Raw genomic sequence first — 22,361 nt, 5'->3', positions numbered from 1 at the left:
ACAGTGGAAACCGTTCGGACATCCGACGAAGAGACACCCGGCGTCAGGCTCGCCTTCGCCACTGTGATCCTCGTTGTTATCGCTTCAATGACAGCGCTTCTATGGTCACCGCTCTGGGTCTTCCCGGCATCATGGGTATTGCCTGCCGACACGTTCCTGGATGGCACAATCAAGGCGTTTGTGGATCTGTCGATCAGTGGCCTCACCATAGCCGATATCACGCGCTATGTCAGTTCGTGGCTGGCCTTCCCCATCGATCTGCTCGGGCAGGCCTTGACGGATGGTGTGTTCCTCTACAGCGACAGTTTCGGCGAGATTGAATTGCAACCCTTGCCATGGCCCGCAGCGATCGCTTTTACCGGACTTCTGGCCTGGCGTCTGGGCGGGCTGAAATCTCTTGTCCTCGTGCTCTGCATGTTCGCTTACGTGCTTGTTTTCGGCCTCTGGACCTCCACCATGATCACCTTTGCCTCGGTGGTCGCCGCCGTTGCGATCACGGCGGTGCTCGGGCTCGGCATAGGTATCCTGTGCAGTCGCTACAACATGCTGTCGGCGATCATGAAGCCGGTTTACGATTCACTTCAGACAATCCCGATCTTTTCTTATCTTGCGGTCATCCTCATCTTCTTCGGCTTCGGCCAGATTGCAGCGCTGGCGGCGACCGTGCTGTTTGCGATGCCGCCCATGGCACGAGCAACTGAGCTTGCGCTTCGAGGCACGCCGGCGATGCTGCGTGAACTTGCGGAAATCAGCGGCTGTACACCAATGCAAACCTTGTTTCTGGTAGAGTTGCCCGCCGCGCGTCAGTCGCTTCTGGTCGGGCTCAACCAGATTACCATGCTCGCCCTCTCCATGGTCATCATAGCATCGATCATCGGCGCAGGCGGCCTGGGGGCCGATGTTTTACGCGGGCTGAAATCGATGCAGCTCACTAACGCGCTTCTGGCGGGCTTCGCGATATCGATCATGGCTATCGCAATCGATCGAACCATGCGCTCCTGGGCAGACCCCTCGACTGCGCACAAGCTTGGTGCACGGCAATTCTGGGGCGCCTTTGCCGCGGTTGTGATCCTAACCTTTGCCATGGCCTTCTCCGCTTCAGAAAGCTTGATCTACGCGCCGAGCGACGCCTTGATCGAAACAGGTCGGTTGTTCGATGACCTCCTCGCCCAGTTCAACACGAATGCGCAAGCCGGCCTCGCGGTGTGGCAAGGGTGGTTCGTGCAGACGATCCAGGTGCCGCTGCGCAATCTCATGCTGGCGTTGCCCTGGTTCCCTGTCGCAGTCTTCGTTGCGGTCTTAGGCTGGAAATTGCGAGGTCCGATCAACGGGCTATTGCTCGGGGCAATGATCACTTCTCTTGCCGTTTTCGGCCTGTGGGAACAGGCCATGCTTTCGCTCTTCGTTGTCGTCCTCGCCCTGTTCATGGCGATGGTGATTGGTTTTCCGCTCGGACTTTTCGTCGGCATGAACAACGCTGCCTACCGTGTGATGGAGGTCGTCACCGACATCATCCAGACACTGCCAACCTTCGTCTATCTCATCCCCGTGGTCGTTCTCTTTGGTGCCGGCGATTTTCCAGCGTTGATGGCAGTCGTCATCTATCTTCTTGCCCCGATCGTTCGTTACACGGCGGTCTCCCTTCGCCATGTGCCCACCTACCTTCAAGAGGCGGCGGAGATCGTCGGCTGCAACTGGTATCAGAAACTCTTCATGGTGATGCTGCCCACGAGCCTCGGGCAACTCCTGCTCGGTCTCAATCAAGCGATCATGCTCGGTTTCGGCATGCTGGTGATCACTGCCCTTGTTGGGTCCAGAGGCCTTGAGGAGGTGACGCTCGTGGCCGTGGCCCAGGTGCGCCCGGGGCTCGGTATTCTGGCAGGGCTTGGGATCGCGGTGCTCGCCATCGTGACGGACAATCTTCTGCAGGCCGCCGCCCGTCGATTTGCCGGCGCCGATGCGAGGTCGGAACGGTCGGCATAACATCCTGTCCGACGAAGCAATTGAATTTCCGATGCCAACAGCGGGGTTGTTCGCGGTGACACGAACCTATGACTTCATAATTGTCGGGGCCGGCTCTGCGGGATGTGTGCTCGCCAATCGCCTCAGTGAAGACCCCGGTTGCCACGTTCTCCTGCTGGAAGCGGGGCCGGCCGACTGGAACCCTCTGATTTCCCTTCCACTGGGGGAGGCTCTGACCGTCGGTGGGTCCGTAGACTGGAAGTTTCGGACCGAGCCTGAGCCAGGGCTCGATGGTAGGGTGATTGATGCGCCGCGCGGCAAGGTCCTTGGAGGCTCGTCGTCTATCAACGGACAGATCTATGTTCGGGGACATGCGAGCGACTTCGACGACTGGGAGGCCCAAGGCGCCACGGGGTGGGGCTATCAAGAGGTTCTGCCTTACTTTCGCAAAGCTGAAAGCTGGGCAGGGCCGATGTCGGATGCCCGTGGGACGAGCGGCCCGCTGGAGACCATAGGCGGTCGGTATCGAAACGCACTTTATGAGGCTTTTCTTCAGGCCGGAACCTCACTGGGCTATCGATACCTGGAGGACTACAATTGCGGGGACCATGAGGGTTTCGCATGGTCGCAGTTCACGCAACGCCATCGCGTGGCGCGTCGTTGTTCTGCGGCACATGCCTACCTGCATCCAGTCATGAAGCGCCCCAATCTGACGGTCATCACCCATGCCCATGTCGAGAGGCTTCATCTGACCGGAACGCGCTGCAAGGGCGTCTGGTATCGTCGGGGGCATCGGTGCGAACTCGTTCTGGCCGATGAGGTCATCCTGTCTGCCGGAGCCTATCTGTCTCCCAAGATCATGCTGCTGTCAGGACTCGGGCCGGCGACCGAGATTTCATCGCACGGGATCAAGCCAATCCTGGATCTTCCGGGAGTCGGAAAGAACCTTCAGGATCATTTCGGCGGCATGATTCAATATGCATGCCGTCAGTCGGTTACTTACAACGCACTTCGCAACCCGTTGAAGCTGGCGGGGGCGGTGTGGGACATGTTCGTCAAATCCAGCGGTCCGCTGGCGGTCTTTCCGATGAATGCTCTGGCATTTCTTCGCAGTGCGCCGGACGAACCGCGCCCCGATCTCGGCTTTCTCTTTTTTCCAGTGACCTCAGACCTGAAGGGGGGCTCAAAGAAATATGCTGCCTTCAGCGGCTACGGCATTATATGGGGCCTCATGCGACCTAGGTCTCGGGGAGCCGTCAGCCTCAGATCGGACGATCCACTTGCCCCGCCTGTCATCCGCCACAATTATCTCACCGATCCGCATGACGTGGTCGTCAACAATCGCGGCTTTCATATCGCCCGTGCGATCGGTGAAAGCGGCGCATTTGATCCGTTCCGCCAGGGAGAGACGGATCCGGGACTGTTGACACAAGCTGGACAGGACATTGAGGCCTACAATCGAAGGACAATGGCCAGTCACTATCACCCTGCGGGCACCTGTAAAATGGGAAACGACGCGATGGCCGTCGTCGGGCCGGATCTACGCGTTCATGGCATAGAAGGATTGTGCATCGTCGACGCGTCCATCATGCCGACGGTTACGTCGGGCAATACCAACGCGCCTTCAATCATGATTGGGGAACGGGCTGCCGCTCTGATTGTTGCAGAAAAGTCTGAAGATCTGCGCTATCGGGACATGCCCTTACCGAGCAGATCAAGCGATCGGGAATCCCCTTCAGTTGATCACTAGCTCTGTCTTCGTCTGGCCACGGGGCTGCCAGGATGTGAGCGGCGGCAGGTCATGGACGAGACTTGCCTTGTGGGTGCTGCCACTGGCCGTGTAGAGATCCTGTATGAAAGCCTTAAGCGTGGGGGTGGTGCGTACACCTTTGCGCGTTGCGAGCTGGAAACGGACGGCGTACGATGTCTGCTCATACAGCAAAGGCTTCAACATGCCCTTGTCCACCCAGTTCTGCGCGTAGTGGACAGGGAGATATCCCAGATAAGCACCTGACAAAACCAACATCAATTGTGCCTCGACTTGCTCAACCGATGCCGCATTCTTGTGCATTCCCACTCGTTCAATATCCTGATTGCACCAGTAAGAGCGGCTGGCAAAGGCGAAATCTCTGAGATCATCGATGGTCATTGTCGATTGATCTGCTTCAAACAGCGGGTGCCCTACACCGCAAAAAAGCACGCTGGTTTCCGTATAGATGTTCTGGTACCGCAGGTTCGGCAATCTCGGAGCGTAGCCGAATACCGCCAGATCAAGCTGCCGGTCGACGACCTGACGCTGAAGTGCAGGCGGGCTGTCGACAACAAGCTTGATGTTGATCGTATTCGGTCTGGCGTTGAAGCGCCTTATGGCTGCAGCAAGTGGGGAGTTGGGATCGGTGACCGTGTTGTCCACTACCCCGATGCGAAGAGTACCCGTCAGCACCGAGTGAAGGGATTCCGTTTCGGCGCTGAATTCTTCCAGCGCCTCGAACAAGCGCATCGCCGCATCGAAAACGGTTCGGCCATGATCGGTCAACTCGAACCCGGACCGGCCGCGTTGGCACAGTTTCAGTCTGAGCCGTTCCTCCAAAGCCAACATGTGATTGCTGATGGTCGATTGGCTGATATTCAGTTCAGCCTGAGCGGCCGAGAAACCTCGACATTTTACTACGGTCGTAAACACTCTGAGGAGGCGGAGATCGACATTCGCAATGTTTACCATGTCACCCTCTGATGCAGCTGGGAAGAAACTGGTTCCGCTTTTATGAAAGCAAATTGCGGACCAGTTGAACAAACGGTTGCTGACTCGCTCTAAGTTGGCTCCGATCCCCCTTCCCACAAGCGACATCCAAACCTTCGACAAACCCAGCAAAGATTTTGGCGGCCTTGCAGCAATAGCGAAAGGCGCAAAGCCCGAATTGATCCGGGAATGATGCACCCAGCGCAAGAAGCTCTAGTTTTGAGTGAAGTTGAGAGCAATGTCCGCACAGCGTCAAGACAAATCGCACGCTTCGACCATTGCTTCATGGGCGAGCAGAGCTTGTTGCATCATCAACAGTCTGGTTGAAACCAGCGGCTTTGAAGACTTGCATGATGCTCTGGAAGGGCGTGATGCTGCTCGCGATAGACTAGTGGTTGTCGACCCAGTTCTACGGGGATCGATCAGAAATAAGGGAAGACTGGTTCTACCGTGTAGCGGTGTTCTATGCTTCGACCGAGAACCGGGTCGTTGAGCCTGATCACCATCTCGGTCTTCGTCTTCGGGCAACGGCCATGCATCTCAAGCGTGCCTGAGAAGATCAGCCTGCCTTCATGAACCGGCCCGTCATGCTCGGCTACAAAGTCGCGCAGATCGGGGGGCGTCATCATCTGATCAACCTTACCTTTCTGCATCAGCTTGCCGTTGCATGTCAGCGACAGTTCAAGCTCGTCCCAGTGGTCTACGACCTCGTCAATCAGCCATGCGTCTTTTGCGATGGATTTCAGGCACATGTTCTTGGCGATAGGCGCGTTCTGGGCCTCCATGACGGAATCCGTCTGGTCGCTTCCAACCGTTACGTAGTCCAGTCCGTCGACGCGAAAGATTACATACTCCACCTCTGGAGAAGTCTCTTCACCCAGGACCGTCGTTGCTGATGACTGCGAGAGCAGGCCTGGTATGATTGGAAAGAGCATCGGGACATGCGGAGGTGCCGGAATTCCCAGCTCCTTCAACTCAGCGACATGCGCCTCCACCAGATGTCTGGTGCGGCCTGTGTAGCCAGCCGCGACCACGCGGTTGATCGTCGCGGAAAGCGGTCCTGACGGTGTGGCGAATGTGAGGTTTGCGGACATTTTGGCTTCCTTGCTTGGATAACAGGCGCGTGGAAGCGTGAGAATAGGAAAGAGCGGGGAATGCGAACCACCCGGACTTTCCAATCATTATCTTGATCCGCACCAATGCAATTCTTGTTGCCGGCAAACATTCACATGCGTCCAAGTATCGTTGGCGAACGACCCGTTGAAAGGATGCGCGTCGACTTCGAAACTCAGCGAATGAAATGGAGCAGCAGTCCATAGAACAAGGGCTGCAATTCAGGCGGGAACTCAGCAGGGGAAGAGATGACACAAAGCTTGAACCAGCCTTTGAGCGGCAACGAGATGCCGCGTTTCGGCGGAATCGCCACCATGATGCGTCTGCCGCACGCACCCAATGCTGCGGGGCTTGATGCCTGCTTTGTGGGTGTTCCCCTGGATATCGGCACAGGGAACCGCAGTGGCACGCGTTTCGGCCCCCGCCAGATCAGGTCAGAGTCGGTGCTCATCCGGCCGTACAACATGGCGACGCGCGCCGCGCCGTTCGACTCCCTGCAGATTGCCGACATTGGCGACATCGCAACAATTCCCTACAGCCTGTCGCGGTCTGTCGATGCGATCGAAAATGGCATTGCCGATATCCTTGTTCATGATTGCATCCCCCTCGCTCTCGGCGGCGATCACACCATGACCCTTCCTGTTTTGCGTGCCATGGCCAAAAAGCATGGTCCGGTCGGTCTCATCCATGTCGATGCACATGCGGACATCAACGACACGATGTCTGGTGAGAAGATTGCTCACGGAACACCGTTCCGGCGGGCCGTGGAGGAAGGCCTGATCAATCCGCATCGCACCGTCCAGATCGGTCTTCGAGGAACCGGCTATGCGGCAGACGATTTTGACTGGCCCCGCAATCAGGGCTTCAAGGTCTATCCGGCAGAGGAGCTTTGGCACAAGTCGCTTGTCGGGTTGATGGGCGAAGTGCGGCAGCATGTCGGGTCTGGCCCGGTCTATATCACTTTTGACATCGATTCTCTCGATCCTGCCTATGCCCAAGGGACTGGCACGCCCGAAATCGGTGGTCTGACGACCATTCAGGCGCTCGAGATCATCCGGGGCTGCTGGGGTCTCGATATTGTCGGATGCGATCTTGTTGAAGTGTCACCACCCTTTGATACTTCAGGGAACACGGCGCTCACGGCTGCAAATCTCCTCTTCGAGCTTCTTTGCATCCTCCCCGGCGTCCAGCGGAGAAATTGAAATGCCCAAGACCACCGTTTTGTTCGCTTCAAACATCGATGATCCTGCGCCCTGGAAGGCCCTGTTCGCGAGAGAAAGGCCCGACGTGGAGTTTCGCATCTGGCCCGAAATGGGTGATGCGAACGACATCACCCATGCTCTGGTCTGGCGCATCCCCAATGGTGTGCTCAAGTCGCTGCCAAACCTTCGTGCTGTGTTTTCACTCGGTGCCGGCATAGATCAGATCGTGGTCGATCCCGACTTCCCACGCGAAAAGCCGCTCTTCCGTCTGGTCGATGCCGGTCTGCGGGAACAGATGACGGAGTATGCGTTGTACGGCGTTCTGCACTGGCATCGACGGATGCGTGACTATGCTGCACAGCAGGCTGCGCAGCAATGGAAAATGCATCCTGCGGTGCATCCGTCGAAGCGATCCGTTGGGGTGATGGGCATGGGCGTCTTCGGCTCCGACATCGCGTGTAAGTTGGCCTCGCTGGGTTTTGAAGTATCCGGTTGGAGCCGGACACCAAAAAGCGTCGACGGGGTCACCAGCTTTGCAGGAGAGAAGGGCTTTTCGTCGTTCCTCGCGCGCAGTGAGATTCTGGTCAACGTCTTGCCGCTAACAGACGAAACGCGTGGGATATTGTCGACAAGGCTTTTTGATCAGTTGCCCGGCGGTGGCGCTCTCGTTCATCTCGGCCGCGGGGGACATCTCGTTGAAGCAGACGTGATCGCGGCGCTTGATACCGGCAAGCTGGACTTCGCGATGATGGATGTGTTCCCGACGGAACCGCTGCCGGCCGTGAGTCCTCTCTGGACACATCCGCGTGCTTTCGTCACGCCGCACATCGCTGCGCAGCCGGTCGATGATGCAGCAGAGAAACTCGTTATCGAGAATTTCAACCGCTTCGAGCGCGGGGAAGAGCCGGTCGGACGCGTTGACTTAAGCGTGGGCTACTGAAGATCGTTCCCAATTTGCGGCCCTTTTTAAAGAAGTGTCGCCACATGGTGTCACCGCTTAGGTGGAGAGGCATGAGCGCAAAGCTTGACCGGATCGATATCAAGATCCTGCACGAACTACAGAAGAACGGCCGGATCACGAATGTCGAACTCGCGGCTCTGGTCCACCTGTCGCCCAGCCCCTGTCTGATGCGGGTCAAGCGACTGCAGTCGGAAGGCTACATTCAAGGCTATGCCGCTTTGATCAACATCGCCAAACTTGGTGAGACATTGACAGTCTTTACCGAAGTCACGCTCAAAAACCATCGCCAGACCGACTTTGCCAAGTTTCTCAAAGCCGTCGAAAGCATCGAGCAACTGGTTGAGTGCCATCTCGTGTCCGGCGGCTACGACTATCTGTTGAAGTTTGTTGCGGGCGGCATAAGCGACTACCAATCGGTTATGGAACGCCTGACGGACATGGATGCCGGCATCGACAAGTATTTCAGCTTTGTCGTCCTGAAAACGCCGATCGTACGAAACCACATACCGCTTCCGACGCTCTTTTCGCGGCATTGATCCGCCTGGTATGTGATTGGCGTCTTAAATATCACGCCATGTGCGCCCGGACGTCCGGGTCATCCAGTGTCTCGTCAAGCGTCTTACGTGTCTTTTCGATAATCGCGTCGATTTCGCTTTCCGTGCAGCAGAGCGGCGGTGCATAGCCAAGAACTCCCTGCGGAAACGCGCGAATGATCAACCCGTTGTTCCAGGCTCGATCAAAGATGCGACGTGCCGGCAAGGCTGCTGGCGGGAGCGGGGTCTTTTTCTCCTTGTCGACGACGAGCTCTACCGCTGCAAGCATGCCTCGGCCTCTGATGTCGCCGACCAGCGGATGCTCGCGTAGGCTCTCAAGCCCTGCCATCAGCCGTCGACCGGCCATGCGTCCGTTTTCGAGCAATCCACTCTCGTAGAGCCGCAGAACCTCAAGACCCACGGCTGCCGAAACCGGATGAGCGGAGTAGGTGAAGCCGTGTCCAACGAGGCTGTCTCCGGCACCATCCGCGATCGTTGAGTAGACCTTCTCGGACATCAGGAGGGCGCCCATCGGTGCATAACCCGATGTCAGACCCTTTGCGACGGTCAGCAGGTCGGGAACCACACCCTCGTCCTCGCAGGCAAAGAGCGGGCCGGTCCGACCGAAGCCGGTAATCACTTCATCGGCGACAAACAGGATATCATTGTCTTTGCAGTAATCTCTGAGTGCCTTGATCCAGCCCGCCGGCGGAACGAGGACGCCACCGGAACCCTGGATCGGCTCGACGAAAAATGCCGCGACATGCTCTGCCCCACCAAGTTCCGTGACCTTGGCCTTCAAATGGGCAAGCGAGGCCCCAATGACAGCGTCAGGGTCAGGTCCAATAGGGTTCCGGTAGATGTAATGGGATGGGATCTTGTGCTGCCAGTCAAAGGGAACGCCAAAACCAGTATGGAAAGCCGGCAGTGCGGTCAGGCCGGCACCTGTTGTCGTAGAGCCGTGATAGCCTTGTGCGACGGAGATGAACTGGGTCTTTTTTGTACGTCCAAGCGCGTTCCAATAATAACGAATGTATCTTACGGCGCTGTCCACGGCATCTGAACCGCCGAGCGTGAAGAACACATGATTAAGGTCGCCGGGTGAGCGATCGGCCAGTTCGGCGGCAAGTCTGATTGCGGGCTCCGAACCGAGACCGAAATATCCGGTGGCATAGGGCAGCTGCCGTAATTGCCGCGTTGCGGCTTCGATGATGCTTTCGTGGCCATATCCAGCGTTTACGCACCAGAGACCGGCGAAACCGTCAAGAAGTTGATGCCCCGTGGAATCCGTGACCGTCGCCCCACGGGCGCTTGCGATCACGCGTACGCCAGCCCGTTCATGCCCCCTGAAGGACGAGACCGGATGCACCAGATGGGCGCGATCGAGTTCAACCAGTGAATTGCTCGTCATCGAAAACTCCAATGAGCGCTGAACAGGTGTCTTTGAAGGGATATGGCCTGTGCTCGTCTCCTTGATCAGGAGAGACCGCCAAGGTGGAAACTCTTGAGCTCCAGATACTCGTCTATGCCGACCTGGGCACCCTCGCGACCGAGGCCTGATTGCTTGACGCCGCCGAATGGAGCCACCTCGGTTGAAATCGCGCCGGTGTTGAGGCCCACCATGCCGAACTCTAGCGCTTCTCCGACGCGCCAGGCACGTCTGTGGCTCTCTGTGAAGAAATAGGCGGCTAGCCCGTAGGGGGTGCCATTGGCGATCGCGATTGCCTCTTCCTCGGTTTCGAAGCGGAAGAGCGGAGCGACCGGGCCGAAGGTTTCCTCGTTCGCGAGCAGCATGTCGGTTGTCGCACCCGTTAATACGATTGGTGCCACGTATTGCCCACCGGGAGGGAGCGTTCGCTCGGAGGTTATGATTTTCGCACCTCTCGCCAATGCGTCCGAAACGTGCTCGTTGATCTTGTCGATGGCCGCTTCGTTGATCATGGGACCAATGGCTACGCCCGGCGCTGTTCCGGCACCAACGCGCATCTGGTCGACACGATCAGCCAGACGTGCCGCAAAGACGTCAAAGATGCCGGCTTGCACGAGGATGCGATTGGCACAGACGCAGGTCTGGCCGCCGTTGCGGAACTTCGAAACCAGGGCGCCTTCGATGGCAAGATCGATGTCCGCGTCGTCGAAGACGATGAAAGGTGCATTGCCGCCGAGTTCGAGGGATAGCCGCTTGATGCTGCTGGCAGCGCCGCGCATCAGCATGGAGCCGACATGCGTCGAACCCGTGAAGGAGATCTTGCGGACGATCTCATTCGTCAGCAATTCGTCGCCGATCTCTCTGGGCTGGCCCGTCACGACGTTGATCACGCCGGCCGGGATGCCGGCCTTTTCTGCCAGAATAGCGAGGGCAATTGCCGAAAAGGGTGTAAACTGCGCCGGCTTGATGACAACGGTGCACCCCGCCGCCAGCGCGGGCGCCACCTTGCGCGTGATCATTGCATTGGGGAAATTCCAGGGCGTGATGATCCCGCAGACGCCGACGGCTTCCTTCAGCACAACGATACGGCGATCGGGTGTCGGCGAGGGGATGGTGTTGCCACCCACCCGGCGTGCCTCTTCGGCAAACCACTTTACAAAGCCGGCACCATAGCGAATTTCACCGCGGGCTTCCTCAAGCGGCTTGCCCTGTTCCGCCGTGAGTATACTTGCCAAAGGTTCGAGATTGGCCATCATCAGGCCATACCATGCCTCCAGCAGCTGCGCGCGTTCCGCATTCGTTTTGCGCTTCCATGTAGCAAACGCACGGTCTGCGGCCTCGATAGCGCGACGTGTCTCGGACGCTCCCATGTCGGGCACGGTCCCTAGGGACATGCGGGTGGCGGGGTCGGTTACAGTAATTGTCCGACCGGTGTCCGCAGCTACCCACTGCCCGTCGATCAGTCCTGATTGGCGAAACAGTTCGAGTTCCGTGATCGCAGACATGTGCTACTTCCCTTGAGTTTCGATGGCAGAGAGTACTGCGGAGGTAATCTTGTCCGTCGTGTCACGTCCCGGCACCGTGCCGATGCCCCAGCGCGTCGTCACCTCGATTGACGCAAGAATTTTCTGTGCCCCGTGCTGTTCTCCGAGATGATCGAGCATCATCGCCGCCGACCAGATGGCAGCAATCGGATTGGCAATGCCGAGATGGGCGATATCCGGTGCCGAGCCATGGACGGGCTCGAACATGGAGGGGGCTGTTCTCTCCGGATTGATGTTGGCGGAGGCCGCAAAGCCAAGGCCGCCCTGGATGGCGGCACCGAGATCGGTGAGAATGTCGCCAAACAGGTTGGATGCCACGACAACATCCAGTGTCTCGGGGTTCATCACCATCCGAGCCGCCATGGCGTCGACGTGGTAGCTCGACACTTCGATTTCGGGATAATCCTTTGCGACGATCTGGGTAACTTCGTCCCAAAGCACCATCGAAAACCGCTGGGCATTGGATTTGGTGACGGAAGCGAGCTTGCCGCGTCGCGTCCTCGCCTGCTCGAACCCAAAACGCAGGATGCGTTCGATGCCGCGTCTGGTGAAGATCGATGTCTCGACTGCAACCTCGTCTGCTGTTCCCTGATGAACGCGTCCACCTGCACCGGAATATTCGCCTTCGGTGTTTTCCCGAATACACAGGATGTCGAACGCGTCGACACGCAGTGGGCCCTTCACGCCCGGCAGCAGGCGATGCGGCCTGACATTGGCGTACTGGCCGAACGCCTTGCGGATTGGCAAGAGCAATCCGTGGAGCGAAACCGAGTCCGGGACTTCGCTTGGCCATCCCACCGCCCCAAGCAAAATCGCGTCGAAGCCCCTGAGGATCTCGATGCCGTTCGGCGGCATCATGGCCCCGGTCTGCCTGTAGAAATCGCAAGACCAAGGGAAATGTATCGCTTCAAGCGAGAAGCCTTCGTGCAAGCCTATTGCCTGCAACACGCGCAGGGCTGCCTCTGTCACAGATTGGCCGATACCGTCCCCTGGAATGACAGCGATACGATGTGTGCGCATAAAGGTTTTCCGCCTGCTCCCCATACAGATCAGCCTACCGACCTTAAGGCCGTGCCATCTGCTGATTTTGCTCAAAGGACAGTCGGAAATTTCGTTTGTCAGGGCGGGTGACCAAACATGTCGCTGCTCTCCATGGCCAGCCAAGGTGCTCCATGTGGATCGGGAGCGGCGGCCAGGAGAAGGGCCAGGTTTACTTGCGATTGCGCTCCACCTGCCGGGCCATGACACACATGAGTTCGAACACCATCGTTGCACCGACAATCGAAGTCATGCCGCCAAGATCGAAAGGCGGTGAGACTTCCACCACATCTGCCCCGACCAAATTCAGACCGTCAAGAAGCCGCAGCATCTGTTGTGCTTCCCGCGTGGTGAACCCGCCGATCTCGGGTGTGCCAGTGCCTGGCGCCATGGACGGATCGATTGAGTCGATATCGAAGGTGACATAGGTGGGGAGGTCGCCGACGATGCTGCGGGCCTCGGCCATTACCGCATTCGGCCCCCTCTCAGCGAATTCTTCCATGTAAATGATGCGAATGCCCTGCTGTAGCGCCCAATCGTGTTCGTGGGGCTCGTATATGGAGCCCCGAATGCCAATCTGCACAACGCGTTGCGGATCCAGGAGCTTCTCTTCAATCGCACGCCGGAACGGGGTGCCGTGCGTGTAGGGATTGTTGCCGAAGTAAGTATCGTTGGTGTCGGAGTGGGCGTCGAAATGGATGAGGCCCAAAGGGCCCTTGCTGGCAACTGCCCTCAACACAGGCAGCGTTGTCAGGTGGTCCCCGCCGACCGACAGCGGAAGCGCACCCTGGGCGACGATCTCGGATATGCCGGATTCGATCAGCTTGAGCCCGTCCAGAAGGTCGATCGGGTTGACCGCAACGTCGCCGACATCGGCGATATTGGCAACTTTGTAGGGTTCCGTGCGGAAGACATGGTGGTTGCTTCGCATGAGGCTTGAATAGTTTCGCACCTCCCGGGGGCCGTGGCGCGCACCCGCCCTGTTGGTGGTTCCACCGTCCCAGGGAATTCCAACGAGTGCGATATCCAGTCCCGCCGCCGAGCTGACGGCTGGCAGCCGCATGAACGTCGCGTGCCCTGCGAAGCGCGGGACCTTTGCCGCATCAATCGGCTGATGAAATCTGTCACTCATGATAAGCTTCCCATCTGAAATTCCTGTCTGACGATATCGACCATGCGTCCCACGACATCGGAAAACAGCCATTCCCCCTTCTCTGCCGTCGATCCTTCGGTCATTGACAGAACGCCGGAGGGCGGGACTTCCACCGGAGGCACAGGGAAGCGGTCATAGGGCCTGAATTGCGCCGGGCCGTCGTGAAGAGCGCGCGACAGATCAACCAGATCCGGTCTGACTGCCAGCATCATCGATGTCTCGAGAACACTGGCATGTTCCAGCTCGATTCCGGGATAACCGTCAGGGAAGATCTGCGCGATTGTTTCAGGGCGGGCAAATTCCCAGTGGTCCATGCGTAGGATGTTCAGGTCACCGAGCTGATTGCGACCAATTGCGTCGAGGGCGAGTTCGATCCCCTCGACGCAGGGCCAGAGATTTTCATAATGACCATTGACGACCACAATCCTGCGTACGCCCTGACGAAAGAGTTCACAGATCACATCCTTGACGACGAGCGAGAAGGTCTGGGCAGAAAGGTTGAGCGTGCCTGGAAATCCGGGCCCCCCTCCGGATCTCGGCTGTGAGCGATTGCCATAGGGAACCGCTGGTAGAACCAAGCCTCCAACTTCTCGCGCCACCCTTTCGCACACTTCTGTTGGCAAGACGACATCAACGCCAAGCGCCATGTGGTGCCCGTGCTGCTCAGTCGAGCCAAGCGGCAGGAAGACGGGTGCGCCTGCCTCGACCTTGGCTTTGCTTTCCGGCCAGGTCTGCTCGCACCAATAGACGCTGTCATTCATGTCATTCTCCTAGACGTGGCAGTGCCAGGCCCTGCACTCACAGCGGGATTGTCAAAGATAGTGTCCAGCCTGCCCGTGATGCTTGTTCGCGTCCCAAGGATGCTCACCAGGGCACTTCTCCCCGGTCCACGCCAAGTGACTGACCCGTGATGTTGGCAGCCCGATCCGAGGCCAGGAAGAGGTAGGTTTCAGCCATGTCCTCCGGGGTCATCAACCCCTCCAGTGCCTGCGCGGCGACTACCTCCGTCAGAAGGGCTTGTTCCGTAATGCCACGCCTCTCCGCCATCATCCCCAAGGACCGCATGGAGGCTTGCGTCTTTACCCATCCCGGGCAGACCGCGTTGACACGGATTGCGAGTGGCCCGAGTTCCCTTGCCCAGGTCTTGGTCATGCCGATGATGGCATGTTTGGAGGCGACATAGGCATCGAACCGTGCCTCTGCCACGCGTCCCCAGATGGATGCCGTGTTTACAATGGAAGAACCCGGGACCATCTTGGCAATTGCGCGTTGGGTGACATTCCGTGTCCCGATGATGTTGATTTCTATGACGCGTCGAAATGTGTCGTCCACACAGTCATGGGCAGAGACCAGTGGGGTCATCCGCTCGTAGCCCGCATTGTTGATCAGGACGTCGAGACGCGGAATGTTGTTGAATGCGGTGTTGAGGGCCGCCACATCCGTGATGTCGCAAATGTGGCCCTGTGCGCCGATGCTTTGGGCGGCTGCTATGACATCTCCGTCATCTGCGATCAGATGGAGAGTGGCGCCTTCGTTTGCGAAGGCTGTCGCCACGCCGAGGCCGATGCCGCGGCTCGCTCCCGTGATGACGACTGTTTTTTTAGAAAATGACGAACCCATGCCATATCCATTCCAGGCCGATCTGCTCGATTGGGGTCTTTCCAAAGTCGTGTAGATCGCTTTCGCCCCAGCCTTGCGAAAAACTTGGTGCTCTCGACACTCAGCCGGTCGAGAACGAGGGAGGCCTCATCACCGGTCTTCACGTCTTAATCCCGAGCGCACTTATGGTTCAGAGCCTGACACGCGGCGTGATGATGTAAATTCAGCGATCTGCGATGCTGCATTTGCACAGATCAATGTTCCCAGGCGTATGGAGGGTATGTTGCAACACCTTTTGGCACCGAAGCGCTAGCCAGACTCACCTTTGCCGCAGCTGAACCTTGCAGTCTGAAGAAACCAGACATTTCCCTATCAGCGCGCGGAGTCAGAGCCCTCGCCGTCATTCAGTCTTAAGGGGCAGGCTTCGCCTAACCGCGCTCCGTGATGTCAGCGGTCGCCTCAGCCTTGCGCATCCGTCTTTTCTGGACGCTGAGACTGCTCGAACTGCGCTCCATGTCCATCAACAAGGTCATGGCACGTTCCGCGTAACTCAAGGCTGCAACGAGCGCCGTCTGGGCTGCTGCCAGGTCTTTGCGCCTGAGCGCTTCAAGGATCTCCAGCAGATGGACATGGATCTTACTGACAAAGGCGGGCGCCTCGAAGATCGCGTTGGACGGCGGAGCCACATGAACCCACGCATATTCGATCATTTCGATCAAAGCCAAGGAGCCGCCGGTCCGGTAGATTTCCATCAGCATCGAATTGAAGCGCTGAGCGTATCCGGCGGTCCTGCCTTGTTCGACTTCCTGCCGAATGGCTTCAGCCCTATCGATCATCGCCACCAATTGCTGTGGCGTAATTCGCTGCGACGCCTTCTCAAGGGCCAGTGTCTCAAGACGGACCGTCACCTCGTAAAATTCACTGAAACGGCGCTGGGAAATGACGGGTACGCGTGCTGACCGGTTCTCCTCAATCGTCAAGGCTCCTTCGTTGCCGAGACGCTTCAGGGCAAGTCTCACAGGCATCGGACTGACACCGAATTCGGCGGCAAGATTCCTGATTTTCAAGGTATGACCGGCCGGCCATCGACATTCCATCAGATCCTTGCGGATGGAATTGTAGATTTGGTCCGCGATGGTTTCCTTGCCGCCCTCTGTCAGGCGTGTGTCATTCATGGTTTTCGGCTTTCCGAAGCGGTCGAATGTTTCAGTTGGCGCGTCAGTTCTATAGGCCATTCGTGTTCAGCTGCCACAACAGTTTTCAGTTCTTCGCAATTCAAAGCCGTCGACCCACCATTTTGATGGATACCGATGTTCCCGCCGTCGACACTTCAGGCTTGGGGCCGGTCCTGTGGGGCAGGGCGAACTCAGGTGACGCTTGGAGGCAAATTCGCCTGAAGCGCATCTGTCGGAGCACGCCCCGCCATCTCGGATCATTTCACCCAAGCAGTCCATACGGCCTCATTGCTAGAGAGCCATGCGGCCGCCACATCTTCTGCGGACTTGCCGTCAACTTCTTGGAGCTTGATGGCGTCGGCCACCTCTTCGGTGCCGAGCGTCATCTTCTTCAAGATGTCGATAGCGTAGGGTTCCTTCGCCGCAAAATCGGTGTTCACCAGCTTGAAGACAGATCCTTCCGGGGGCGCGCAATCGCGCGTGGCGTTCGGGTTCGGTCCCCAAGCCGGGTCGTCGTAGCAGGCCTGCTCGAAGGCCGGTAGTGCGATGAAGCTGCCTTCAGCTCCGCCATAGAGCCAATGAGGCGAGAAGCCATAGCCGATGACTGGCGTCTTCTTCTGGATATTGCCCTGCATGGTGGCAATCATGGTCCCCAGCGATCCGGGCGGTGTAATCTTGATGTCGAACTGAAGTGCCTGCGCAGTCTCGACTGGTCCGATGATATCTGCCGGCACGCCAAGGAAGTTGATCTTGCCTTCCGTCTCCGGTGTGGACAATGCCTTGACGCATGCGGGCTCCAGCAGGGCTTTCCAGTCCGGGAGGCCCGGGCAAAGCGCGCCGACATAGGATGGGTACCAGAGGCCTTCCTTCACCACGACGCCAACCTCGCCGACCTTTTCGACACTTCCACTCGCAAGTGCCTTGTCGATCTGCTCCTTGACCGAACTCCAAGCTGCGGGAGATGCGTCGATATCGCCAAACTCGAGAGCGGTGAAATGGGCGCTGTAGTCTGTCTTTACATATTCAACTGCATAGCCGGCCTTCGTCAGCACCTGGCCCAAGACATTGCTGATGAAATCGGCGTCCGGAATGTTGAAGACCGCGAGTCTTATCGGATCCGTTGACTGCGGTGTTCCGGCTGCGATGGCTGCTCCCGGCAAGGCCGTCGATACAAGAAACGCTGCTGCTGTCATCCATTTCAGATCGTTCATTTGCTTCCCCTTTTTCGCTTTTAAGAACTTCGTGTCCGTCGCGCGCGGCCCCGTCGACCCGGAGGCCGAGCGTTGATCATGCGTAGCCTGAGGGCGGGACGAACGTCCCGAAGATCTCGTCGCAAAGCGTCGAGAAGGCCAGGGTGGTCCTGTCGCCGTAGGAAGGGCCGATCAGTTGAACCCCCGCCGGCAATCCGCCCACCTTCCAGGGAATCGGGCGTGCAGTCGATGGCAGATGGGCCAGGGTCGCCACCCCAGGCCAAAGGAGATTCTCTAGGTAAGGAACCTTCTCGCCACCGACGTCCAGGGTTCGCGCCATACTGGGGACGGGGCCATCGCCGTCTTGATTCTGATGGCGGAAGGCCGGTGTCATCGAAACCGGAGCGATGAGGATGTCGAAATTCTGGAACCAGGCGCTCCATTTGGCGATGTGCTGAGCCTGTCTTTCAAGCAGGATGAAGAAATCCGATGTGCTGCCGCGGATCGCCCGGGCGGCCTGTCCGGCGACAGTGTCTGCCGCATAGATGGCCGCCGCATGGTCGTAGTCGGAGAGGTCTGCTCCCGCGAGTTCTCCGCCGATCACCGCAAAGAGCAAGGAGATATAGAGATTTTCATCGCCTACAAGCGGATGCGGTGTCGCGTCGAGTTCGACCACCGACGCACCTTCTTTAGCCAAGGCGTGACCGAACAAGGAGATGGCCGCCCGATACTCCGGATCGACCGGGTAGCCACCGGACCAGACTGCGACGCGAAAATCCTTCAGTGTACCGGCCCGGCTCTCTGGCAGCTTGAGCATCCAGGCTTCTCCGGGAGGAGCGCCGGCCAGGATGTCGAGACCGAGGATCAGGTCGGCGGAGCTTCGCGCCATGGGGCCGCAGACAGCGATCGGTGACTGTACCAAGGCGCCCGGGTTCGGCGGAACCTGCCCGCGCTGCGAAACGATGCCGTAGCTCGGTTTGTGGCCCCAGGTGCCACAGAAATGAGAGGGTATTCGGATCGAGCCTCCGATGTCGCTGCCGAGCTCGAGGGAGGTGAAGCCCGCCGCCAAGGCCGCAGCCGAGCCACCGGAGGAGCCGCCGGGCGTTCGTTCATGGTCCCACGGATTGTTGGTGACGCCGAAGATCGGATTGTAGCTTTGGTGGTCGGCTGCCGCGAGCGGTACGTTGGTCTTGCCCCAGAACACCGCCCCGGCTGAACGCAGTCGCGCGACGGCGTCAGCGTCGCGCGCCGATCTGTAGTCCGCCAATTCGGGGATGCCGGCGCGGCATCCGAAGCCTTCAACCTCAAATGTGTCCTTGATGGTCATCGGCAGGCCTGCAAGAGAGCCCTTGATCTTGCCACCGTCCACGGCACGCGCTGTCTCGAAGGCTGTCTCGAATTGCGCTTCAATGACGGCATTGATCTGAGGTCCGAGCGTTTCGGCCCTCGTCTTCATGTGCGTCAGAAGTTCTACCGCGCCGATTCTGCCGCTGTGCAGTTCCTCAAGCGTCTCTGTTGCTGTCCACCAATGCGGGGGCGTCGTCTTCGGCATGATTTCCTCACAGCGCTTGTCGCGGGGTCTCTTGATAAGATTTTTTGGGTGTCCAGGACGGAACTGAAGTCCTGCGCTGCACCGTTCAAACGGTCGGGTGGTGCTTCAGCGGACCGGCGAGTTCGGAGGCTGCCAGGGCCTCGCCGAGCTTTTCCCGTCGCATGAAGCCCACGGTCTTCTGGCTGTCGTCGCAGAAGGCTACGACGTTCGCGCCGTCCGCAAACGCACGCGAGACATCCTTCAGGCTCGTGCGCTTCGGCAGACGCTTGTCGAACGCCGGCGGTTGACCGGGCTCCATGAAGCGCTCTGCCATGTAGACCCGACCCCGATCGACTTCGGCCGTAAATGCGCGGACATAGTCGTCAACGGGGTTTGTCACGAGTTCTTCTGCAGTGCCGCACTGCACGAGGCGACCTCGGCGCAAGATTGCGATCCGGTCGCCGAGCCGGGCAGCCTCCTCGAAGTCGTGGGTCACGAAGATGACGGCCTTGGCGAGCGAAGACTGGAGCCGCAGCACTTCGTCCTGCATTTCCCGTCTGATCAGCGGATCGAGCGCGGAAAAAGGCTCATCAAGAAGCCACAGCGCCGGGTTGCTGCAAAGGCTTCGGGCAATGCCGACGCGCTGCTGCTGGCCGCCCGACAATTCGTGCGGGTAGTGATCTTCCTTCGATTTCAGGCCGACCAGTTCGATCATTTCCAAGGCTGCAGCGCGGCGAGACTTCGCATCCCGCTTCTGGATCTCGAGCGGCAATTCGACATTGCCGAGAACCGTGCGGTGCGGGAGCAGGGCAAAGTTCTGGAAGACCATGCTCATGTGCTGCCTGCGCAGCGCCAAGAGATCAGCGCGCGCCATGCCTGTTATCCTGGTGCCCTCGTAAAGGACCTCGCCGGATGTCGGCTCGATCAGCCGTGTCAGACAGCGCAGAAGCGTCGATTTGCCCGATCCCGACAGACCCATGATAACGAGTGTTTCGCCGCGGCCGACACCGATGTTGATATCCGCCAGTGCCACATAGGCCCCGGTCTTCTCGGCAAGTTCAATCCGCTCCTCTACGGAGCGGGTCCGCTCGTCCTGGGCAGCGCCGCCATCCCCGTAGATCTTCCAGAGGTTCTTGCATTCGATGATCATGGTTGCTCTCCGGAGCTTGCCTTCGATGCCTGGAAGTGTCTGGCCTCGTTCAACATGATCGGGTCGGAGGACGTGTAGCCCCCATCCACGACAACCATGGCACCGGTGACGAAACTGGCCTTGGGCGAGGCGAGAAATCCAACAACGTTGGCGACTTCTTCCGGCGTCCCGTCTCTGCCTAAAGGCGTCACCGAGGCAGAGTCGGACGAACCTTCGCTCGTCATGTCCGTTGAGATCCAACCGGGCGCCACGGCGTTGACGCGAATGTTCCTGGATCCGAAATTGCAGGCGAGGCTGCGGGTGAGATTGTTGAGTGCAGCCTTGGATGCTGCATAAGCCATGCTGGCATAGGATCCGATCATGCCGTCCGTGGACGACACCATGACGATTGAGCCGCCGTTGGTTAACCTCTCCTTCAAACCGAGCGAGAAGCGAAGGATCGAACTCACATTGGTTTCGAGCGTCCGATCCCAAATTCCCTGGTCGTAGTCATCGAAGTCTTCAAACTCGATCATGCCGGCGTTGAAGATCAGGCAGTTGAAGGAGGCCGCAGACAATTCGCCGACCAGCTTTTCCTGACTGGCAGGCGAGGTCGCGTCGAGGTGATGAAGGGTAACCTTCCGGCCGAGTTTCTCACCATAGCTGACCAGTTCCTTCGCTGTCTCAGCCTTGGTCCGGTAGGTGGCGTGAAGATCGTACCCCTCCTGCAAGAGATGCTCTGCAATGGCTCGACCTATGCCTCGAGAGGCGCCCGTCACCAGGGCTACTGGCGTATCTGTCTGATTTCTCATCGTGTTCCCTCGTGATGGGCTTGAGCCCGGGCATGAAGCCCATGTCTGTTCTTCATCATAAGAAGCACAAAAAAATCACAAATCAATCTGAAAAAGGCGTTCATAGTCCGATTTTTTTAGTTTTGAGATATTTTTGTGATTGACAGATCGCCTCATTGGGCTCTCACTTGTGATGACAAGAACAAGGGGAACCAGGTATGAGATCTCATTGCACCAACCGGGCCATCGCGCTTGCCATGTCGCTGGCCGCGTCAACTGGAATTGCCATTGCCCAGGATGGCAAATTTGAAGACACAGTTCGTGTCGCCGTCTTCAACATCCCGGATTCGGATTTCGTGGACCACACCTTCGGTCAGGTGCTGGAAAAGGCCGGATACCGGGTGGAGTATGTGAAGATCGACTACACCGCGCATTTCACGGCACTGGAATTCGGGGATGTCGACATATCGCCGGCGGTTTGGGAGACCAGCAAGGTGCTGATCGACAAGGCCGTCGCATCCGGTAGCGTGGCAACGGCGGGTTCGGTTGGGGTGAAGACCAGGGAAACCTGGTGGTATCCGAACTATGTCGGCGAACTTTGCCCTGGACTGCCTGACTGGAAGGCTCTGAAAGATCCAGCCTGCGTGAAGGCACTGTCCACCTCGTCATCAGAAGGCAAGATCAACTATCTCGGCACCCCGCCGGACTCTGCTGCTTATGACGAGGAGCGGATCGCCGCCCTTGGTCTCGATGTGCATATAACACGGCCGGGCACCGTCGGTGCCATGGTCGCCACCATGAAGGGCGCCATGCAGAAAAAGGAGCCGATCATTGGCTGGGGCATGGTTCCTCACTGGCTCTACGGCTCGGGAGAGGGCCAGTTCGTAGAGTTTCCCGAATTCGATGCCGCGTGCGAGAGCGACCCGAGTTGGGGTCTCAATCCTGAGGCCACATGGGATTGTGCCGTTCCCTCCGGGCAGATCGTCAAGCTGTACAATGTCGAGTTTGCCGAGAAGGCTCCTGATGTCATCAAGGTGCTCGAGAGTTTCAAGTTGACCGTCGACGACGTTGCCCGTGGCATCTCACGTCAGGATCTTGATGGTGTGACGCCGGAGCAAGCCGCGAAGGAATGGATTGAAGCCAATTCCGCGCTCTGGTCCCCCTGGACCAAATGATCAGGCGGGCGGCTCGCGTCTGGGCCGTCCCACTCCGTCCGTGGCGCTGCACGGTCAACCAAGACATTCCGAACTGCGCCAACAGGCCTCTTCCGC

At 58.4% G+C, this 22,361-nt stretch carries 19 protein-coding genes; 6 read left to right on the top strand and 13 right to left on the bottom strand.

The window, feature by feature from the left end; all coding sequences use genetic code 11:
• The first annotated feature begins 3 nt into the window (after positions 1–3).
• Together H6M51_RS20715 and H6M51_RS20710 are read left to right on the top strand one after the other, a co-directional pair.
• A complete protein-coding gene (locus H6M51_RS20715) occupies positions 4–1,983 on the top strand; it encodes an ABC transporter permease subunit (protein WP_185811701.1) in 1,980 nt (659 codons plus the stop codon).
• Positions 1,958–3,712, top strand: a complete 1,755-nt coding sequence (locus tag H6M51_RS20710) for a GMC family oxidoreductase N-terminal domain-containing protein (protein WP_348644548.1) — start codon at positions 1,958–1,960, stop codon at positions 3,710–3,712. Before H6M51_RS20715 ends, H6M51_RS20710 begins: the two co-directional genes overlap by 26 nt.
• Here the strand turns inward: H6M51_RS20710 and H6M51_RS20705 are convergent.
• Positions 3,698–4,684: a LysR family transcriptional regulator gene (locus H6M51_RS20705; RefSeq protein ID WP_185811699.1), complete on the bottom strand. Its 987-nt coding sequence runs from the start codon at positions 4,682–4,684 to the stop codon at positions 3,698–3,700. The two genes, H6M51_RS20710 and H6M51_RS20705, sit on opposite strands and share 15 nt — an antisense overlap.
• Positions 4,685–5,124: 440 nt before the next feature.
• On the bottom strand, positions 5,125–5,796 hold the full coding sequence (locus H6M51_RS20700) for a DUF2848 family protein (RefSeq protein WP_185811698.1): 672 nt from the start codon (positions 5,794–5,796) through the stop codon (positions 5,125–5,127).
• Between the two features lie 267 nt (positions 5,797–6,063).
• On the opposite strand from H6M51_RS20700, the gene speB (H6M51_RS20695) reads away from it, so the two are divergent.
• From speB (H6M51_RS20695) to H6M51_RS20685, 3 genes are all read left to right on the top strand, one after another.
• Positions 6,064–7,017, top strand: coding sequence for an agmatinase (gene speB, locus H6M51_RS20695; protein ID WP_185811697.1), 954 nt, complete (start codon positions 6,064–6,066; stop codon positions 7,015–7,017).
• 1 nt (position 7,018) lies between these two features.
• Positions 7,019–7,957, top strand: a complete 939-nt coding sequence (locus H6M51_RS20690; RefSeq protein WP_185811696.1) for a glyoxylate/hydroxypyruvate reductase A — start codon at positions 7,019–7,021, stop codon at positions 7,955–7,957.
• 71 nt (positions 7,958–8,028) lie between these two features.
• Positions 8,029–8,514: an Lrp/AsnC family transcriptional regulator gene (locus H6M51_RS20685; RefSeq protein WP_185811695.1), complete on the top strand. Its 486-nt coding sequence runs from the start codon at positions 8,029–8,031 to the stop codon at positions 8,512–8,514.
• Between the two features lie 31 nt (positions 8,515–8,545).
• On the opposite strand, the gene H6M51_RS20680 is transcribed toward H6M51_RS20685, so the two are convergent.
• The 11 genes from H6M51_RS20680 to H6M51_RS20630 all read right to left on the bottom strand — a co-directional run bounded on the left by H6M51_RS20680 (position 8,546) and on the right by H6M51_RS20630 (position 21,111).
• On the bottom strand, positions 8,546–9,922 hold the full coding sequence (locus H6M51_RS20680; RefSeq protein WP_185811694.1) for an aspartate aminotransferase family protein: 1,377 nt from the start codon (positions 9,920–9,922) through the stop codon (positions 8,546–8,548).
• Between the two features lie 65 nt (positions 9,923–9,987).
• Positions 9,988–11,445, bottom strand: coding sequence for an NAD-dependent succinate-semialdehyde dehydrogenase (locus H6M51_RS20675; RefSeq protein ID WP_185811693.1), 1,458 nt, complete (start codon positions 11,443–11,445; stop codon positions 9,988–9,990).
• Positions 11,446–11,448: 3 nt separating this feature from the next.
• Positions 11,449–12,504 (bottom strand): tartrate dehydrogenase, encoded by a 1,056-nt coding sequence (locus H6M51_RS20670; protein ID WP_185811692.1) that lies wholly within the window; start codon positions 12,502–12,504, stop codon positions 11,449–11,451.
• A gap of 190 nt (positions 12,505–12,694) precedes the next feature.
• Positions 12,695–13,654: an agmatinase gene (speB, locus tag H6M51_RS20665; RefSeq protein ID WP_185811691.1), complete on the bottom strand. Its 960-nt coding sequence runs from the start codon at positions 13,652–13,654 to the stop codon at positions 12,695–12,697.
• Complete coding sequence (locus H6M51_RS20660) at positions 13,651–14,436, bottom strand: creatininase (RefSeq protein ID WP_185811690.1); 786 nt, start codon at positions 14,434–14,436, stop codon at positions 13,651–13,653. The genes speB (H6M51_RS20665) and H6M51_RS20660 overlap by 4 nt, the downstream gene beginning before the upstream one ends.
• A gap of 103 nt (positions 14,437–14,539) precedes the next feature.
• On the bottom strand, positions 14,540–15,295 hold the full coding sequence (locus H6M51_RS20655) for an SDR family NAD(P)-dependent oxidoreductase (protein ID WP_185811689.1): 756 nt from the start codon (positions 15,293–15,295) through the stop codon (positions 14,540–14,542).
• 407 nt (positions 15,296–15,702) lie between these two features.
• Positions 15,703–16,449: a GntR family transcriptional regulator gene (locus H6M51_RS20650; protein WP_185811688.1), complete on the bottom strand. Its 747-nt coding sequence runs from the start codon at positions 16,447–16,449 to the stop codon at positions 15,703–15,705.
• A gap of 257 nt (positions 16,450–16,706) precedes the next feature.
• Positions 16,707–17,660 carry a glycine betaine ABC transporter substrate-binding protein gene (locus H6M51_RS20645; RefSeq protein ID WP_185811687.1) on the bottom strand — a complete coding sequence of 318 codons (954 nt, stop codon included), beginning with the start codon at positions 17,658–17,660 and terminating at the stop codon, positions 16,707–16,709.
• Positions 17,661–17,736: 76 nt separating this feature from the next.
• Entirely contained in the window at positions 17,737–19,191 is a 1,455-nt protein-coding gene (locus H6M51_RS20640) for an amidase family protein (protein ID WP_185811686.1), read from the bottom strand.
• Positions 19,192–19,276: 85 nt separating this feature from the next.
• Positions 19,277–20,320: a glycine betaine/L-proline ABC transporter ATP-binding protein gene (locus H6M51_RS20635; RefSeq protein WP_185811685.1), complete on the bottom strand. Its 1,044-nt coding sequence runs from the start codon at positions 20,318–20,320 to the stop codon at positions 19,277–19,279.
• Complete coding sequence (locus H6M51_RS20630; protein WP_185811684.1) at positions 20,317–21,111, bottom strand: SDR family NAD(P)-dependent oxidoreductase; 795 nt, start codon at positions 21,109–21,111, stop codon at positions 20,317–20,319. Before H6M51_RS20630 ends, H6M51_RS20635 begins: the two co-directional genes overlap by 4 nt.
• Before the next feature lie 197 nt (positions 21,112–21,308).
• On the opposite strand from H6M51_RS20630, the gene H6M51_RS20625 reads away from it, so the two are divergent.
• Positions 21,309–22,265: an ABC transporter substrate-binding protein gene (locus H6M51_RS20625; protein ID WP_185811683.1), complete on the top strand. Its 957-nt coding sequence runs from the start codon at positions 21,309–21,311 to the stop codon at positions 22,263–22,265.
• Positions 22,266–22,361: the final 96 nt, after the last annotated feature.

The sequence above is a fragment of the Rhizobium sp. AQ_MP genome (assembly GCF_014237835.1).
Classification (GTDB): Bacteria; Pseudomonadota; Alphaproteobacteria; order Rhizobiales; family Rhizobiaceae; genus Allorhizobium.
The sequence above is the reverse complement of the archived record's forward strand: the minus strand, read 5'-3'. Positions and strand labels throughout refer to the sequence as shown.

What these genes read in the sequence shown, in the direction of transcription:
- H6M51_RS20710 (WP_348644548.1), top strand. Translation starts at nt 1,958, where the DNA reads ATGCGAGGTCGGAACGGTCGGCATAACATCCTGTCCGACGAAGCAATT.
- H6M51_RS20705 (WP_185811699.1), bottom strand. Translation starts at nt 4,684, where the DNA reads ATGGTAAACATTGCGAATGTCGATCTCCGCCTCCTCAGAGTGTTTACG.
- H6M51_RS20700 (WP_185811698.1), bottom strand. Translation starts at nt 5,796, where the DNA reads ATGTCCGCAAACCTCACATTCGCCACACCGTCAGGACCGCTTTCCGCG.
- speB (WP_185811697.1), top strand. Translation starts at nt 6,064, where the DNA reads ATGACACAAAGCTTGAACCAGCCTTTGAGCGGCAACGAGATGCCGCGT.
- H6M51_RS20690 (WP_185811696.1), top strand. Translation starts at nt 7,019, where the DNA reads ATGCCCAAGACCACCGTTTTGTTCGCTTCAAACATCGATGATCCTGCG.
- H6M51_RS20685 (WP_185811695.1), top strand. Translation starts at nt 8,029, where the DNA reads ATGAGCGCAAAGCTTGACCGGATCGATATCAAGATCCTGCACGAACTA.
- H6M51_RS20680 (WP_185811694.1), bottom strand. Translation starts at nt 9,922, where the DNA reads ATGACGAGCAATTCACTGGTTGAACTCGATCGCGCCCATCTGGTGCAT.
- H6M51_RS20675 (WP_185811693.1), bottom strand. Translation starts at nt 11,445, where the DNA reads ATGTCTGCGATCACGGAACTCGAACTGTTTCGCCAATCAGGACTGATC.
- H6M51_RS20670 (WP_185811692.1), bottom strand. Translation starts at nt 12,504, where the DNA reads ATGCGCACACATCGTATCGCTGTCATTCCAGGGGACGGTATCGGCCAA.
- speB (WP_185811691.1), bottom strand. Translation starts at nt 13,654, where the DNA reads ATGAGTGACAGATTTCATCAGCCGATTGATGCGGCAAAGGTCCCGCGC.
- H6M51_RS20660 (WP_185811690.1), bottom strand. Translation starts at nt 14,436, where the DNA reads ATGAATGACAGCGTCTATTGGTGCGAGCAGACCTGGCCGGAAAGCAAA.
- H6M51_RS20655 (WP_185811689.1), bottom strand. Translation starts at nt 15,295, where the DNA reads ATGGGTTCGTCATTTTCTAAAAAAACAGTCGTCATCACGGGAGCGAGC.
- H6M51_RS20650 (WP_185811688.1), bottom strand. Translation starts at nt 16,449, where the DNA reads ATGAATGACACACGCCTGACAGAGGGCGGCAAGGAAACCATCGCGGAC.
- H6M51_RS20645 (WP_185811687.1), bottom strand. Translation starts at nt 17,660, where the DNA reads ATGAACGATCTGAAATGGATGACAGCAGCAGCGTTTCTTGTATCGACG.
- H6M51_RS20640 (WP_185811686.1), bottom strand. Translation starts at nt 19,191, where the DNA reads ATGCCGAAGACGACGCCCCCGCATTGGTGGACAGCAACAGAGACGCTT.
- H6M51_RS20635 (WP_185811685.1), bottom strand. Translation starts at nt 20,320, where the DNA reads ATGATCATCGAATGCAAGAACCTCTGGAAGATCTACGGGGATGGCGGC.
- H6M51_RS20630 (WP_185811684.1), bottom strand. Translation starts at nt 21,111, where the DNA reads ATGAGAAATCAGACAGATACGCCAGTAGCCCTGGTGACGGGCGCCTCT.
- H6M51_RS20625 (WP_185811683.1), top strand. Translation starts at nt 21,309, where the DNA reads ATGAGATCTCATTGCACCAACCGGGCCATCGCGCTTGCCATGTCGCTG.